Origin of the sequence: Sphingopyxis sp. CCNWLW2 (assembly GCF_037095755.1) — a bacterium.
Taxonomy (GTDB): Bacteria; Pseudomonadota; Alphaproteobacteria; order Sphingomonadales; family Sphingomonadaceae; genus Sphingopyxis.
Genome location: NZ_JBAWKJ010000003.1, coordinates 109,746 through 123,432, shown reverse-complemented (window position 1 = coordinate 123,432; position 13,687 = coordinate 109,746). Strand labels below are relative to the sequence as shown.

The 13,687-nt window shown below is 62.4% G+C and carries 12 protein-coding genes and 2 pseudogenes; 4 read left to right on the top strand and 10 right to left on the bottom strand.

The features are described 5' to 3' along the window. Positions 1-90: 90 nt before the first annotated feature. The gene (locus tag V8J55_RS18060) at positions 91-276 is read right to left on the bottom strand and encodes a helix-turn-helix domain-containing protein (protein WP_336446993.1); all 186 of its coding nucleotides are present in this window, start codon (positions 274-276) and stop codon (positions 91-93) included. Between the two features lie 319 nt (positions 277-595). Between V8J55_RS18060 and V8J55_RS18055 the strand changes: the two are divergent. After that, a pseudogene (locus tag V8J55_RS18055) lies at positions 596-1,138 on the top strand (OB-fold nucleic acid binding domain-containing protein); the annotation flags it as partial. A 380-nt stretch (positions 1,139-1,518) separates the two neighbouring features. Here the strand turns inward: V8J55_RS18055 and V8J55_RS18050 are convergent. The 4 genes from V8J55_RS18050 to V8J55_RS18035 form a co-directional block, all read right to left on the bottom strand. After that, complete coding sequence (locus V8J55_RS18050; RefSeq protein WP_336446992.1) at positions 1,519-1,794, bottom strand: HU family DNA-binding protein; 276 nt, start codon at positions 1,792-1,794, stop codon at positions 1,519-1,521. Between the two features lie 83 nt (positions 1,795-1,877). Further along, positions 1,878-2,042, bottom strand: coding sequence for a hypothetical protein (locus tag V8J55_RS18045; RefSeq protein WP_336446991.1), 165 nt, complete (start codon positions 2,040-2,042; stop codon positions 1,878-1,880). A gap of 1 nt (position 2,043) precedes the next feature. Then, positions 2,044-2,973 (bottom strand): HEPN domain-containing protein, encoded by a 930-nt coding sequence (locus V8J55_RS18040; protein ID WP_336446990.1) that lies wholly within the window; start codon positions 2,971-2,973, stop codon positions 2,044-2,046. Between the two features lie 89 nt (positions 2,974-3,062). Beyond that, positions 3,063-3,386 carry a DUF736 domain-containing protein gene (locus tag V8J55_RS18035; protein WP_336446989.1) on the bottom strand — a complete coding sequence of 108 codons (324 nt, stop codon included), beginning with the start codon at positions 3,384-3,386 and terminating at the stop codon, positions 3,063-3,065. An 842-nt stretch (positions 3,387-4,228) separates the two neighbouring features. Between V8J55_RS18035 and V8J55_RS18030 the strand changes: the two genes are divergently transcribed. Both V8J55_RS18030 and V8J55_RS18025 read left to right on the top strand, forming a co-directional pair. Beyond that, a complete protein-coding gene (locus V8J55_RS18030) occupies positions 4,229-5,287 on the top strand; it encodes a poly(ethylene terephthalate) hydrolase family protein (protein WP_336446988.1) in 1,059 nt (352 codons plus the stop codon). 132 nt (positions 5,288-5,419) lie between these two features. Beyond that, positions 5,420-5,839: a hypothetical protein gene (locus V8J55_RS18025; protein WP_336446987.1), complete on the top strand. Its 420-nt coding sequence runs from the start codon at positions 5,420-5,422 to the stop codon at positions 5,837-5,839. A 329-nt stretch (positions 5,840-6,168) separates the two neighbouring features. Here V8J55_RS18025 and V8J55_RS18020 read toward each other — a convergent pair whose 3' ends face one another. From V8J55_RS18020 to V8J55_RS18005, 4 genes are all read right to left on the bottom strand, one after another. Beyond that, positions 6,169-6,999, bottom strand: coding sequence for an SDR family NAD(P)-dependent oxidoreductase (locus V8J55_RS18020; protein WP_336446986.1), 831 nt, complete (start codon positions 6,997-6,999; stop codon positions 6,169-6,171). Positions 7,000-7,445: 446 nt separating this feature from the next. Beyond that, positions 7,446-7,856, bottom strand: coding sequence for a hypothetical protein (locus tag V8J55_RS18015; protein ID WP_336446985.1), 411 nt, complete (start codon positions 7,854-7,856; stop codon positions 7,446-7,448). A 620-nt stretch (positions 7,857-8,476) separates the two neighbouring features. Next, positions 8,477-9,580 carry a serine hydrolase domain-containing protein gene (locus V8J55_RS18010; RefSeq protein ID WP_336446984.1) on the bottom strand — a complete coding sequence of 368 codons (1,104 nt, stop codon included), beginning with the start codon at positions 9,578-9,580 and terminating at the stop codon, positions 8,477-8,479. Positions 9,581-9,594: 14 nt separating this feature from the next. Continuing rightward, positions 9,595-11,835: a TonB-dependent receptor gene (locus V8J55_RS18005; RefSeq protein WP_336446983.1), complete on the bottom strand. Its 2,241-nt coding sequence runs from the start codon at positions 11,833-11,835 to the stop codon at positions 9,595-9,597. Positions 11,836-11,988: 153 nt separating this feature from the next. Here V8J55_RS18005 and V8J55_RS18000 point away from each other — a divergent pair, with 153 nt between their 5' ends. Further along, positions 11,989-13,248, top strand: a complete 1,260-nt coding sequence (locus V8J55_RS18000) for a TetR family transcriptional regulator (RefSeq protein ID WP_336446982.1) — start codon at positions 11,989-11,991, stop codon at positions 13,246-13,248. A 165-nt stretch (positions 13,249-13,413) separates the two neighbouring features. Here V8J55_RS18000 and V8J55_RS17995 read toward each other — a convergent pair. Beyond that, positions 13,414-13,518 (bottom strand): annotated as a pseudogene (locus tag V8J55_RS17995) (bifunctional 5,10-methylene-tetrahydrofolate dehydrogenase/ 5,10-methylene-tetrahydrofolate cyclohydrolase); the annotation flags it as partial. Positions 13,519-13,687: the final 169 nt, after the last annotated feature.

The window sequence follows — 13,687 nt, the reverse complement described above, 5'->3', positions numbered from 1 at the left end:
CCGTTTTGGCAAAAAAGGGCTTGGGTACTCTGGCGAAGAGAAACAAAGCCAGGAGAGCTCCCGGCTCCTTGCGGTACGGAACGGCGTACATCAGGCAGTCTCCAGCGCGCTCGCGACGGCGGCGGGAATGCGGTCGATAACGGCAAGGTAGGTGCGCGCCGGGCCTTCGGGCTCGCGGAGCCCCTGCTCCCACTGGCGAAGCGTATGGATGTTCAGGCCAAACCGCCGGGCGAATGCAATTTGCGTCAGCCCCTGACGCATTCGAATGTCGCGCACCGATATCTCCGGCAGGATATTCGGTCGCGAAGTCCGCGATTGCCGGCCTGCTTTCACGCGCAATGTCCAAAACCCACGCCATCGGTTCCTCATCCTGTCAATATCCCGGTGACACTATCAGGCGCGCTAGTGCAGTGCACTACCCCAGCTCGCGCGAACTGCTCCGGAATGGATTAGAACGACGCGTTCCGGCAGAGGCTGCGAAAGGTGATCGACCAAAGCGGCGCGGGCATTTCGGCAATGCTATGTTCCCGATCGCGCCGCGCCTCGCCGGCGAGATGATAGAGGCCGCGCGGAGCGAGCGCCAACGATGCGCGATCGGGGCCTCGGCGAAGCCCCGCTTCCCCTCTTTCAGGCAGCCGACGAGCGCGAAGCGCGCTTCAGCCCGGAGGGCATCGAGCCCCCGACGATGCTGAGGGCGATGACCGAGGGACGCGAGGTCGTCGAAGATTATCGCGCGACGCAGCTCAGCCTGCGTGCGCACCCGCTAAGCTTCCTGCGGGACGAACTCGACGCCATGGACATCTTGCGCTGTCGCGACCTCCAGCACGTCCCGAATGGCAAGAATATCGAAGTGGCGGGCATCATCCTCGTTCGTCAGCGTCCCGGCAGCGCCAAGGGCGTGCTGTTCGCCACGATCGGGGACGAGACCGGCATCGCCAACGGCATCCTCTGGCCCGACCGCTTCGAGATCTACCGTCGGCCGATCATAGCCGCCTCGATGATCGCGATGCGCGGCCGCGTACAGAAGGAGGGCGAGATCATCCATGTCATCGCCGACCGCATCATCAATCGGGATGACATGCTCGGCCGCATTGGCCGCACGGGCTTTGCCCTCGCGCCCGGTCGCGGCGACGGCGCGAGCAGCCGGAACTTCCAGTGACCTGCTAGCCCCCATGAGCGCTCTCAATATTCATCCGCGACGATTGCTGGCGTAGAGGTTGGTCTCTCACCGGCGAGAGCCGCCGCGGTCCAGCAAGAACATCGGAGCCGCGAGACCTGATGATCACCAAAGCCGCCCGGCCCGCAGGGCCAAAAGAACGCGCTCTTGGCGAGCCCGCAGCGGGGCGGCGTGCGATGCGGGCCAAGGGCCTAGCCGCCGCGCCGCAAGGAAAGCGAGCCAAGCGCGCTCGCGCGGCCCGGACAAGGCACGCGACCCCTGGCGGCGCCTGCCGCCGCCAGAGCGCGCCCATCAGATGCCGCGCACTATTCCCCGCCGGCTTGCCGGCGGGGAGTGAGCCATCAGCCGTTCAGGCGATCCTTGACCGCCTTCGCCGCGCCAAAGCCCAGCTTCTTCGAAGCCGCGATCTGGATCGCCGCGCCGGTCGACGGATTGCGGCCTTCGCGGGCTGCCGATTCCTTGACCTTGAACTTGCCGAAGCCATTCACCGACACTTCGTCGCCCTTGGCGGCGGCGTCGACGATCGCGGCGAACACGGCGTCGACGGCCTTCTTGCCCTCGGCCTTCGAAAGACCGAGCGAGGTTGCAACGTTGTCCGAAAGTTCGGCATGGTTCATGTAAAATCTCCTGAAACGTCCGGGCCGATCCCGAACGGGCCGACGCTATAGGCGGCGCGCCATGGGTTCGCCATATCCAGATGCTATCCCGCGATCGCCGCGCGAACAATATCGAGCGCACGCTCCAACGCTTCCGATCGGTAGCCGCCTTCGGGCGCTTCGCGATCAAACAGGCCGCGCTCCTCGTCGATCGCCACGAGCACGCGAAGAGCGGCAAAAAGTTCGGCGGCGGTCGGCGGCGCCTCCATCTCAGCCTGCAGCCCGTGCCGTGTCTTCGAGCTGCGCAATACGCTCGCGGCAGATCGTCTCGACGATGCCGGCCAGCGCAGATACGCGCTCGCCGAGCCAGCTCAGTTCCTCCTCCGAGATGCGATAATGTTTCGAGTAGCGCGCCTTCACATAGGCTTCCTTCAGCTTCTCGAACATCGCGCGATCGCGCTTTTGCTCGCGCGGCCATGCCTCGATTAATCGGCCCTCGTGACCCTCTGCTTGTGTTCGAAGGAAAGCCAGGTTGTGATTATGTGGCGTGTAAAATGTGCATACAAGCATGGCGCAATGATAGTATCGCTCCGCCGCTTGATGGAGTTCAAAGGCTGCCTTCTTCAGCCTCCCTCGGTCGAAATTCGATTTATAATCGTCTAGAAATTCCGCGGCGCTTGGAAACCATTCGTCATAGTATTCTTGCGCCATGTCCGCCGCGGCATGGGGCGTTTTAGGTTGCGGTTCCGGCAGTTCATCATCGACGGCCTGATAAAGCGCAATGCCGTCCCGAGCGATGTCCATGAAGAAGTAGCGACCGTGGGCAAGCCCGGCGTTCACCTCGTCGACACTGTGCACGATGAAGTTCACCGGCGTCCGGATCGCCTTTGAAATACCGAACTCGCGCATCAGATGATCGTCGAGCTTCGACCAATATTCGATGCGATCGGTCAGGCGCTTGTCGTTGACGATGATGAGCAGATCATAGTCCGACTGATAGCCCTTGGCGGTGTGCGGCTCATCGACCCAGCCGCCGCGGGCATAGCTGCCATAGAGAATGATCTTGGAAATGCGGCCCTTGCGCTTCCAGTCCTGGGTGGCAAGCGCCAGCGCATCCTCGAATTCTTCGAAGATGATCTGAACGACGCGTTCGAGCTCGCGCTGCTTTTGAGCTGGAAGATGATCAAGACTGCTACGCATTACGGGTCATCCTAACAAGGTGTCGGCACCCTTGCACCCCGATTGTCGCCAATCCGGATGCGAAGGGGCTGATCGGGCGATACATGAGATCAATCCACCGGATTCCAGAGGATCGCATAGCAATTGTCGTCATCCTGGCCGGCGGCACGGCCGAGGTTCGCATAAATGCGGCGCGGGCCGAATTCGGGGGCGGCAAAGCTGAGCGACACATAGGTCTTCTCGGAGATTTCGCTGAGCCGTATCCAGCCTGCGCCGATCTCTGCGTCGTCAGCGTAAATCCGATAGTCTGGCTGAACGTCGGCCGACTTGTTGCGGTTACAGCGAATTTCAATCGCCGCACGGACCGACAATGTTCGCAGCTGTCCGTTAAAGCCTGTCTCGATCGTGCCGGTGACAATACCGATCGCAGCCATGATCCTTCTCCTCGCGTCTTAGCCCGGGCCATTCCCGAGCTTCGCGCGACCTTCAGGCGGCGCTACAGACGGCGGGCGCACCCGCAGGGCCGCAGCGAAGCGAAGGACGGCGGAGCCGTTGCGCGCGACGGCGCGCCGACTACAGTGGAGCGGGGACCGGAATGGGCCGTCGGAGCGCTCCCACAGAAGTCGGGGCAAAATCGTTTGGAAAACGAGAGCGGAAGCAATGACCAGATTGCCCGTACGACTGGCCTCGTTTTTGGCGCTCCCGTAAAACTATCGGTCGGCCCGCGACGCTAATCGCGCCGTGCGACCCAGAAGAGCTCTTCCTTTCAGGACAACAGAGATCTTCATCTGACGCCCGCCCGGCTCGGTCAGGCGGGCGTCTTTTTTCGCCCGCAAGGCAGACGCTCGAACGTTTTAAAGCCGAGAGAGACCATCTGCCCGGATCAGGCTGTCGCCTCGGAGCAAGATGTTCCGGTCGGTATTGCCGAGCCCTTCGGGATATGACGCCGCCGCCTCTTCGATGCCGGCGCGCCAGGGCCGGTCGTGGAAACTGAAGGAAGGCAAACGCGAACTGTCCGGTTCTGCCGCCTACCCGAGGCGTGATCGCCAGACCCATAGCGTTCCGCCATCACGTCCGGGCTTGTGCCCGGCCAATTATCCTTCCTCGTCGCGACTTGGGGACTTGCAGATCGACCGGATCGATCGCCGCGCCACGAGACGGGAATTGACCGCATCAGCTTATAAGACAGTCAGTCTTGTTTGTTAATTCCGTTCGGGTTACGGTGCGCAGGCGAATAGACATAAAGCTATCGCCAATCTGGAGAGGAGATTCGTCGATGCCCAAGAAGCGTATCGCCGCGGCCGCCCTGGCCGTTGCGGCGGCAGTCGGGACGTCCGTATTGAGCGGTGCCCAGTTGATTCCGCTACCCGACATCCCGCTTCCTGGCCCACCGCCACCGCCCATGCCGAATTATACTTTTCAGGGTCCTATCGAGGCAAAATATGCGCACACGGGTCCCTGGGCCACCAGCTTCGTCGAAACCAGCGATGCGTGCGACCGCGAAGGGAGCCCGTGCGCCATCTTTTATCCGACCAGGCTCGGCTTCAACGCACAGACGGGCGAATATGGCTTCAAACATCCTGTCATTTCGATCGCGGGTGGCACGACGACGGGGACCACGGCCGACCCGAGGCCACTTCAGGATGTCTCCAATTATGACCAGTATCTGCGCCATCTCGCTTCATGGGGCTTCGTGGTTGTCCTGACTCGCGATGGCTGGACGTCGACAGGCGAAACCGTGTCCGACGCGGCTGATTATATGGTCACGAAAAACGATCAACCCGGTAGCCGGTTTTACCGCAAACTGGACACGGCAAACATGGGCATGATGGGCTTTTCTCAAGGCGGCGGCTCGGCTGCGGCCCTGCTGGCGGCCCAGAATCCGCGTTTCAAGACCTACATCAGCGGACAAGGCGTGGGCCAGTTATTTGGGGCTATCCTGAGCATTTATACGCTCGACAACCCCATGTCGACGGGCCTCCTCTCGCTGGTCAATGTGTCGAAAGGGTCGATCTTTTACGTGGGCAGCACGACAGATTTCCCGGTCTCCGGCATCGACACCAATCTCACTTATTATCTCACGACATCGAACCAGATCGACAAGGTCATGGGCGTGCTCGACAGCTATCCGCATACAACGGTTCTCGGCAATCCGGGTTGTACGACGGCCGAAGCCTGTGCGCGCAATCCGTATCGCGGTCTCGGTGTCGCGTGGATGTTGTGGAAACTGCGCGGCGTCCAAGACGCCGGATCCATCTTCCGGCAAGGCGGCGAGTACGCCAAGTTCCAGCTGAGCAATCCCGATTGGACGATGCGGCTCAGCAACGTCCAATAGCAGCGGGGGCCAGCCCCTCATGACATTGTTTTTAGCGGTGGGCTGCCTCCTGGCCGGAAAGGGCTGCCCTGTGACGGCGCGACCATCGAGGGGCGGGGCTGCCATGCCAGGTGACCAGAAAGACGACGCAACATGATCTCCAAACCAGTCCACCGCTGGCTGATGCTGATCGCGGTCCTCGCCGCATCGGGAGGCATCTGGCTGATGACCACTGCCAAGAATGAAGAGTCCGCACCCTTTCTGGTTACGATCGCGGCGCAGCCGACAAATTCTCGCCCGGGGGGCGAGCAACCGTCGAGCATACCAAAATCAGCACCTTTCCCGGCCTCAACCGAAGTGCTGGCAGCACTCCATCTTCCTGCAGATTCGGTATTGCGCGGAGGCGTGACTTCCGATTCCGACGACGGCGTGACGTGCGGTGAAGTCGCGAGTTCGCAGGATGCTCGTGGGTTCCGCCGCTTTGTCTATATAGCGTCAGCCAAGACCGGGTTCGTGGATGATGGGAGCCAGGACTTCCGCAGGATCAGCGCCACCGCATGCGCTGCACGCTGACACCGACCCATCGCCGATCCCACAAGGGGTCCGCGAAGCTTAAAGCCCAAGACGTTTTCAGAATTCTCCCGGTTGGCGTCCCGCTGCGGACGCGCGATCATTGTCGGCATCCGGACGCCAACTCGGATGGACGAGCGGAATGTAGCGAAGAGCTCGGATCGAGCTCTTTCGTGTCGTTCGATTGCTTGCCCAGCATCGTATTCTCCATTCACGTGAGTAACATGCGCGTTGCGCCCGACGTTCCGACGCTGCAAATGATCGCCGGAACGAACGACGTGGGTTCAACGAAGTCGGGCGGCGGCGAGCCAGACCGGTCTCCGCCCTTGAGGTCAGCCTGATTTCACATAGGCTGCAAACTCGTCCGCGTAATCCGGATGCCATCGGGAGAGAGCCGGTCTGTCCTCGACAATATCTGCCGCGTTCCAGAGTATCCGCCGGCAATCCGTTTCCCATGTGGTTTCGTTGTCGAGACACCAGAGATAGAAACTGCCGCGTCGGAGGCCCTCGAACATGGCGTCGATGACCTGCTCGGGATCCCATGCCGCCGCCGGCTTTTGAGAGAAATGGCGCGTCATCATACCGGTATAGGTGAAGCCGGGAATGAGAAGATGCGCGCTGATGCGCCCCTTCGTTTGCTCGCGCAGGCTGTGTGCCAAGCCCTCTGTGAGAGACCTTACGCCCGATTTGCTGACGTTGTAGGCCGTATCGCCGGGCGGTTGCGTGATCCCCTGCTTCGAGCCCGTGTTGATGACCAGCCCCGGCTCGTCCGATTTAACCATTTCCGGGACGAACGCCTGCACGCCGTGCAGAACGCCGAACAGATTGGTGCCGAGGACTGCCTCCCAACCCTCGGGATTGGAGAGGGCGTCGCCGCCACCGCCTCGCCCGGCATTGTTCATGAGAAGCGACACCGGACCGAAGCGCTCCCGCACCTTCTCAGCGAGAGCCTCCACCGAGCCGCGATCGGCAACATTGGTTTCGACCGCCAAATTGTCCCCGGGCACAGCTGCCGCAGCTTCGGCCAGTCGGGACGCATTGTTATCCGCAAGCACGACATGCATCCCCAAGCTCGCCAGCCGCTTGGCGGCGGCGAGCCCGATGCCGTCGGCGGCGCCGGTGATGACGGCGGTCTTACCCCTCTCGATCGCAGCGTGAATCATCGCACTTCTCCTTCTTCCTTTGCGCATAAGGGCCAGAGAGTTCGACCGGACGGCCCCTGCGCGAAACGCATTTCGGTGATTGCCATGTGATTGCCGTGAATCTTCGCGTACCAGCGGATTTCAGCTAAGTCATTGGAATGATGATGCAGCGCGAACGGCGAAGATGCGCATTGCCGTTTCGCTATTGCCCTCTGGATGCGCACCGCTTCACGCGCCGTACGGATGAACGAAATGGGGCGGTTAGCTATCGTTCGGCTAACTCCGTGCACTCCGGCGAAAGCCGGGGCCCGGAGCGCCTGTAAACTAACCTCGGGTCAGAATTCTGGATCCCGGCTTTCGCCGGGGCGCACATGCCTTACGTCAGCTGCCGTTCGTCGCCCCAGGGATATCGGCCAGTCAGGCGTGCCATGGTCGCGATGGCCTCGCCGCGCCCCTGCCCGAGCCGGTCAAAACTCTCCCATGATGCCGATTGCCGCATAGCGGTCGCCCAGATTGCCCTTCAGTTTCAGCTTCGGGAGCAGATCAAATGCCGCCGTGCCATAAATTCGCGTGCGGTCGCCGCTGATACGCGCACCCGCCCCAAGTTCGGCGAGCGCCGGAATCGTCACCGTCGCCTCGGCCTTGACGTAGGGCTTTACCTCGCGCTCGTCATTGTCCGAATGGATCAGCAGCCCGCCGATCGGGCGCAATGTAATCGGCCCGGCGCGAAAGCCATAGCCCGCTCCCAGTTCGCCGCCCCAATGACCCTGCGCGCGCGCAAGATTGCCTTCGATCGCGACGCCCTCGGCGCTGGCCGCCGCAGGAAAGGTCAGGACGAAAAGCGCGCCGACGAGCGCAGCCGATTTGAAAACTGACAAGGTGTCCCCCGTGATTTGATGGATCGGGCGGACCCTATGAACGCGATCCCGCGCTCGCAAGCGACCAGGCCGGGTTTTGCGGCGGAGCGAGTCGATTGATCGACCGAGCCCTTGGTGACCGGCATTTTCGGCCGCCGTGAGAAGGAGAAGAACGACCGCAACCGGTCGGTAGCTGACGGGCATTATGGACGCCTGTTCGTGTTAGCCGACATGCGCGACGCTATGGCCGCACTACGTTCATCTGGAATTCGGGACTCCCCCCCCCCCCCCCCCCCGCGCTTCATCATTCAATGCAAACAAGTTTCAACGGTAAGGCCTGCGAGGTCTTCCCTATGGGAGCCAGCCAGCCGCCGATCGGCTGATTCCCTAAGGATATCCGGGTATTGTCGAGGAATTGTAGAAGCAGAAAGTAAACGCGCGCGCCAAGGCGAAATAGATCTTTCATGACCACGCCGAGCGGCGTCCATATTCCTCACGGCGATGAAGAACGTGAGCGTCGCGATCAACAGCCCCGCTGTCGCACCCACCGACGCGGCGCCCGCTAGCCGAGACTGCAATCTTCGCGGGTGGAGCCAAAGTCGTTCACCAAGCGAAGCTGGAAACCGCGTAGGGCGCCCCCTTCAAACCAGGGCTTTTTCCAATCCCTCCATCAAGGCGAGTGCACGAGGGTCGCCAGCGAGCTCAGTTCCCATTTGGTTCGGCGTATAAGCAAATGCGAGGTTTCGCTCCGGGTCCGCAAAGGCGAAAGAGCCGCCCCAGCCCGAGTGCCCGAAGCTGTTGGGCGTGCTGCCATAAAGGCCCATCACATTGACCAGAAAGCCACTCGCCCAGCGCGCCGGAATGCCAAGAACCGCATCGACGCCTTCGATGCGAACGGAGGTCGCCGCCGTCACCGCGGCTTCGTCCGCGATCCGGCCCCCGATGAAGGCGCCATAAAGCCGCGCCAGCCCCTCGGCAGCAGCGAATCCATTTGCCGAAGGGATTTCCGCTGCACGCCAATCATCACTGTTGGGGACGGCCGGATCGAGCGGCGGGTTCGCGAGTGCAGCGATTTGCGCGGCCGACAGCTCCCGCGCCTGCGGTGCCGACGAAAGATCGCCGGGTGCGAACATCACGGCGCCACGCGCCGCGCGCGCGGCGGGCAGGCCGATGCTGATGTCAAAGGCCGAAAGCTCCTCGGCGATGAATTGCCGAAGCGAACGCCCCTCAACCCGGCGGAACAGCTCGTCCGCGAGTAGCCCCATACTGATGGCATGATATCCACTCTGTGTGCCCGGTTCCCAAAAAGGCTCAGCCGCCGCTAGTCTCGCGGCGGCGCGCGGCGCATCGTAGAGATCGGCCAGCGTCGCCGGCTCGCGAAAGCCGGTCAGCCCCGCCTGATGCGACAAAAGCATCGCCACCGTGACAGCGGCCTTCCTGTGCGCCGCAAACTCCGGCCAGTAATCGGCGACGGGCCGGTCGTAGTCGATCAGACCGCGGCTCGCGAGCATCGCAAAGCAGATCGCCGTGACGCCCTTGGTCGTCGACCAGATGTTGACGAGCGTGTTTCGCTCCCATGGGCTCCCCGCTTCATCGGCGCGGCCACCCCACAGGCTGACGACCAGATCGCCATCTTTGACCAGCGCAATCGACGCGCCATATTCGAAACGCTCGGCAAAATTGGCTGCGAAAGCGTCGCGCAGGGGTTCGTAACCCGGTGCGACCTCGCCATGGATGTCCGTCATGAGAAGCCTTTCGATCAGAATTGGAACGAGGCGCTGACGCCATAGGTGCGCGGGGCGCCGTAGACGCGGTAGCCAAAGCCGAGCACCAGCTGGTTGACGCCCTGCGCGACGTAGCGCTTGTCGAAGAGGTTCTTCGCAAAGAGCGAGATGTCCCAGCCCTTGTCGCGCAGCACCGACGCGCGCGCATTCCACACCCAATAGCCGTCCGATGCGATGATCGGGTCGTTGAGCGCATCGCGGTAGGTGCGCGACTGATATTGGCCGTCGATCGCCAGCCGCGCGTCAACGCCGCCCGCCACCGGAAAACTGTAGGCGAGACTGGTATTGATGTTCGTCTTTGGGGCATCGGGCAAGCGGTTGCCCGCCGCTATCGCCCCGCCCGAAGAGGCAAAGGCCCCCAGCTTGCTGTCGAGCAGGCCAAGCCCCAGCGTCGCCGTAAGCCCGGGCAGCGCGCGCGGATTGAAGATGAGATCGGCGTCGATCCCCTTCACCTTCGCCTTGTCGATATTGCCCAGGCGCTGGATCGGCAGGGCGCCGGCGACATCGCGGATGAAGGTCTGGACATCGCGATAATCATAATAGAAGCCGCTCAGGCTATAGGACAGGCCGACGTCGGCCAGCCGGCCCTTGATGCCGGCTTCATAGGCGTAGAGCGTCTCCGAGCCATAGGGTTGAAGCTGCGCCGAACTGGTCGCAACCCCGGCGAAGAAGCCGCCGCTTTTGACGCCCTTCGACGCGCTCGCATAGACGAGCACGAGCGGCGACGGCTTCCAGTTCAGCCCGATCTTGTACGACAGATTCTCGTCGCTGATCCGCCCATCGACCGACGCGACCGTCACCGGCGGAGACCCGAAGGGCGCGCCGGACAGCAGGCTTCCGGGCGCGAGCGAGACGAGGTCGACGGTGGAACCGGTATTGCGGCGCTTCTCCGACGTATAGCGCAGGCCGGTCACGACGCTGAGTGTCGGGGCAAGCCTCCACTCACCATTGGCGAAAAATGCGGCTGATTTGGTTACCTGGTCCGACTGGGTAAAGCTGGTCGTGTTGAACAGCGCCTGCAGCCGGCCGTCGTAGCTCGTGACGACATGGTCGCGCGTGTAAAAGCCTCCCACAAGCCAGTCGACGATCGCATCCTCGCCCGACAGCCGAAGTTCCTGCGAGAATTGCTTCACCTTGTCGTCGGTATAGAAATCGGTCTGCGGCAACGGCGTCGCGTCGGTGTCGATCCCCCACTGCCGGTCGAAATCGATGCGCGAGGTCACCGAGGTGAGCGTCGCGAAACCGAGGTCGACCTCGACCCGCCCGGTCAGGTTGAGCTGGTTGTAATCATAGAAGGGATCGATCGACCAGGCGCCGCGGAAGGGATCATTGTCGGTGTCGCGGTAACCGAAGAAGTCGCTGCAAGCCGGCGAGCCGGGACAAGTCGCCCCCGACGCCGGCAGCGCGCCGAAAAAGGCGGGCTGACCCAGATCGGAGCGACCGCGCTGCGCCTCGACCTTCAGGTTGATGTCGACCGCGTCGGATGGTCTGGCGCGCAGTTGAAGCCGGCCGAGCAAGAGATTGCGATCGCCGAAATTCTCGCTGGTGCGCTCATTGAACCAATAGCCCTTGTCCTGCGCGATAACCTTGCCGGCGGCGCGCAGCGCGATCGTGTCGCCGAGCGGGATGTTGAGCGCAGCTTCGAAATCCTTCGCCTGATAATTGCCGAGCGATGCCGCGACACGGCCCGAGAAGCCGGAAAATTCGGGACGCGCGGAGAATATATTGAGCGCGCCGGCGGTCGAATTGCGGCCATAAAGCGTACCCTGCGGCCCCTTCAGCACCTCGAGCCGGTCGATGTCAAAGAAGTTGAAGTTCATCAGCGCCAGCGAGCTGAGCGGCACCTCATCGACATAGACGCCGGCACTTGGATTGTTGGTGGCGCTGAAATCGTTGAGCCCGATACCGCGGATCGTGACGACGGGCAGCAGCCCGGGCACATTTTCCTTCACCGTCACATTGGGCGCCGCGCCGGCCAGTTCGGAGACGCTTTCAAGGCGGCGCTCGGCGATCGCCTCGCTGCCGATGACCGACACGTTGATCCCGACGTCGAGGCTGTTCTGAGCCCTTTTCTGGGCGGTGACGATGATCACCCCGTCATCGCTCTCCTCGCTGGCCGGAACCGCCTGCGCAAAAGCAGGGGCCGCCAGGCCCAGCATGGAAACCCCGACGAGTCCCCTGCCCGCACGGCGCAATGACGCCTGAAAATTCTGCATAATCTCTCCCCCATGTTGTTTCGACGTTTGGGTATGCAAGCATATCAACACAACAAGTCCGTCACGACAAGCGATATTTTACCTTGTGGTATGCCTGCATGTCGGATCGATGATTTGTGGACAGGCGCGCGCAAGCCGCTAAGTTGGCCGGCGATGAGCGACATCATGCCTCCCCCCGCCAAGCCCGGACCGACGCCGCGCCGCGCGGGTCGCCGGGCCATGCTGCTCGACGAGGCTGCGCGCCAGATCAACGAGCGCGGCGCGGCGGCGCTGAACCTGAACCTCATCGCCGAAACCGTGGGCCTCACGCGCAACGCGCTCTATTATTATGTCAGCGACACCAACGACCTCATTTTCCGCTGCTATCTGCGCAGATGCGAGACGATGGAGGAGGATCTCGACGCCGCGATCGAAGGCCATGGCTCGGCCGCCGCGCGGCTGAGCGCGTTCGTTGTGCGCACATTCGACCGGCAGCCGCCGCTTGCGGTTCTCGCCGACCTCGACTTTCTTCCCGATCCGCAACGCACGGCGATTGCCGACATCGCGCGCCGCCGGGTCGAAACGCTGGCGCAGATCATTGCGGAAGGTGCCGACGCGGGCGAGTTCAGGCCGGTGAATGCGCGGATTGCGGCCGAATGCCTTCTCGGCATGATGAACTGGGCCCAGCTGGCGCAGCTCTGGCTCGCGTTCGGCGACGCCATCGGCGATCGGGCCCGCATCGCGCAGACCATCCTCGACATCTTGCTCCATGGTTTCGCCGCCGATCCCGAGGCCGCCTTCACCTGCCCGCTCCATGTCGAGAATCTGGAGCGCCGCTCGATCAACGCGTTCGACAAGGCGCAGGCCGGTGAGGAAAAGACCCGGCAGCTCATCGACGCGGCATCACGGCTGTTCAACCGCCGCGGCTGCGATGGTGTATCGCTCGACGACATTGGCGCGAGCCTTGGCGCGACCAAGGGCGCCTTTTATCATTATTTCGACGACAAGACGGGCTTCATCGCGCGCTGTTACGAACGCGCTTTCGATCGCTACCGGCATTTCGCCCTGACCGCAGGCGAGACTGGCGCCAACGGCCTTGAAAAATCGCTGATCGTGATGCATCTCAATTGCCAGGCGCAGGCCGGCGCCGCCCCGCCGATGATGCCGCAGCCGGGGTTGTTCACGCTCCCCGATCAAACGCGCACCGACCTCATGGCGCAAGCGCAGCATATCTGGTCGATTTGCCAGGATTATGTGGCGGAGGGCCTCGCCGATGGAAGTTGCCGGGCAATCTCGGTCGCCGACCTGACGATGGTCAGCGCGGGCGCTTTCTTCTGGTTGCCGAAATGGCTGCCCGCCACGGGCGCAACCGACCCGATTTCGCTCGCCGACCAAATCTGCGATATCATGCGCCAAGGTTTGACGGCCAGATAATTGCCGGCAGATAGCGGTCCTGGAAAATCGATGAGCCGCATTCGGGCAGTTGCCCGAAAGACATTCGAGACGTCACGTCTCGAACACTCGCTACGTTCGCCAGGTATCGAATGCGGCCCGCCTCAAGCGACATGCAGAATCTGCATTGCTGCCGACATCGCCTTTTCAAACCATGTGATTACCAATCATCGCCTTGCCGGCCCGGCCCGTGTTGGCAAAGAGGCAGGCGATGGTCATCGGGCCGACGCCGCCAGGAACGGGAGTGACAGCGCCGACGGGAGGGCCGTCCGCGAAACAGTTTCTGGTGGTCGTTGCAGGTGGTGCCCCGCGCAGCAAAAAGATCGGAGACGATGTCATTGCCTACGCGCTCGAATAAATTCCGGGCTTGTGTCCTTCGTCAGAACATTTGGCTCAGGTTGCGACTTAGCAACAGTTGCGT

Coding starts and splice junctions, on each gene's coding strand:
- V8J55_RS18000 (WP_336446982.1), top strand. CDS start 11,989: ATGAGCGACATCATGCCTCCCCCCGCCAAGCCCGGACCGACGCCGCGC.
- V8J55_RS18030 (WP_336446988.1), top strand. CDS start 4,229: ATGCCCAAGAAGCGTATCGCCGCGGCCGCCCTGGCCGTTGCGGCGGCA.
- V8J55_RS18010 (WP_336446984.1), bottom strand. CDS start 9,580: ATGACGGACATCCATGGCGAGGTCGCACCGGGTTACGAACCCCTGCGC.
- V8J55_RS18035 (WP_336446989.1), bottom strand. CDS start 3,386: ATGGCTGCGATCGGTATTGTCACCGGCACGATCGAGACAGGCTTTAAC.
- V8J55_RS18005 (WP_336446983.1), bottom strand. CDS start 11,835: ATGCAGAATTTTCAGGCGTCATTGCGCCGTGCGGGCAGGGGACTCGTC.
- V8J55_RS18045 (WP_336446991.1), bottom strand. CDS start 2,042: ATGGAGGCGCCGCCGACCGCCGCCGAACTTTTTGCCGCTCTTCGCGTG.
- V8J55_RS18040 (WP_336446990.1), bottom strand. CDS start 2,973: ATGCGTAGCAGTCTTGATCATCTTCCAGCTCAAAAGCAGCGCGAGCTC.
- V8J55_RS18025 (WP_336446987.1), top strand. CDS start 5,420: ATGATCTCCAAACCAGTCCACCGCTGGCTGATGCTGATCGCGGTCCTC.
- V8J55_RS18050 (WP_336446992.1), bottom strand. CDS start 1,794: ATGAACCATGCCGAACTTTCGGACAACGTTGCAACCTCGCTCGGTCTT.
- V8J55_RS18020 (WP_336446986.1), bottom strand. CDS start 6,999: ATGATTCACGCTGCGATCGAGAGGGGTAAGACCGCCGTCATCACCGGC.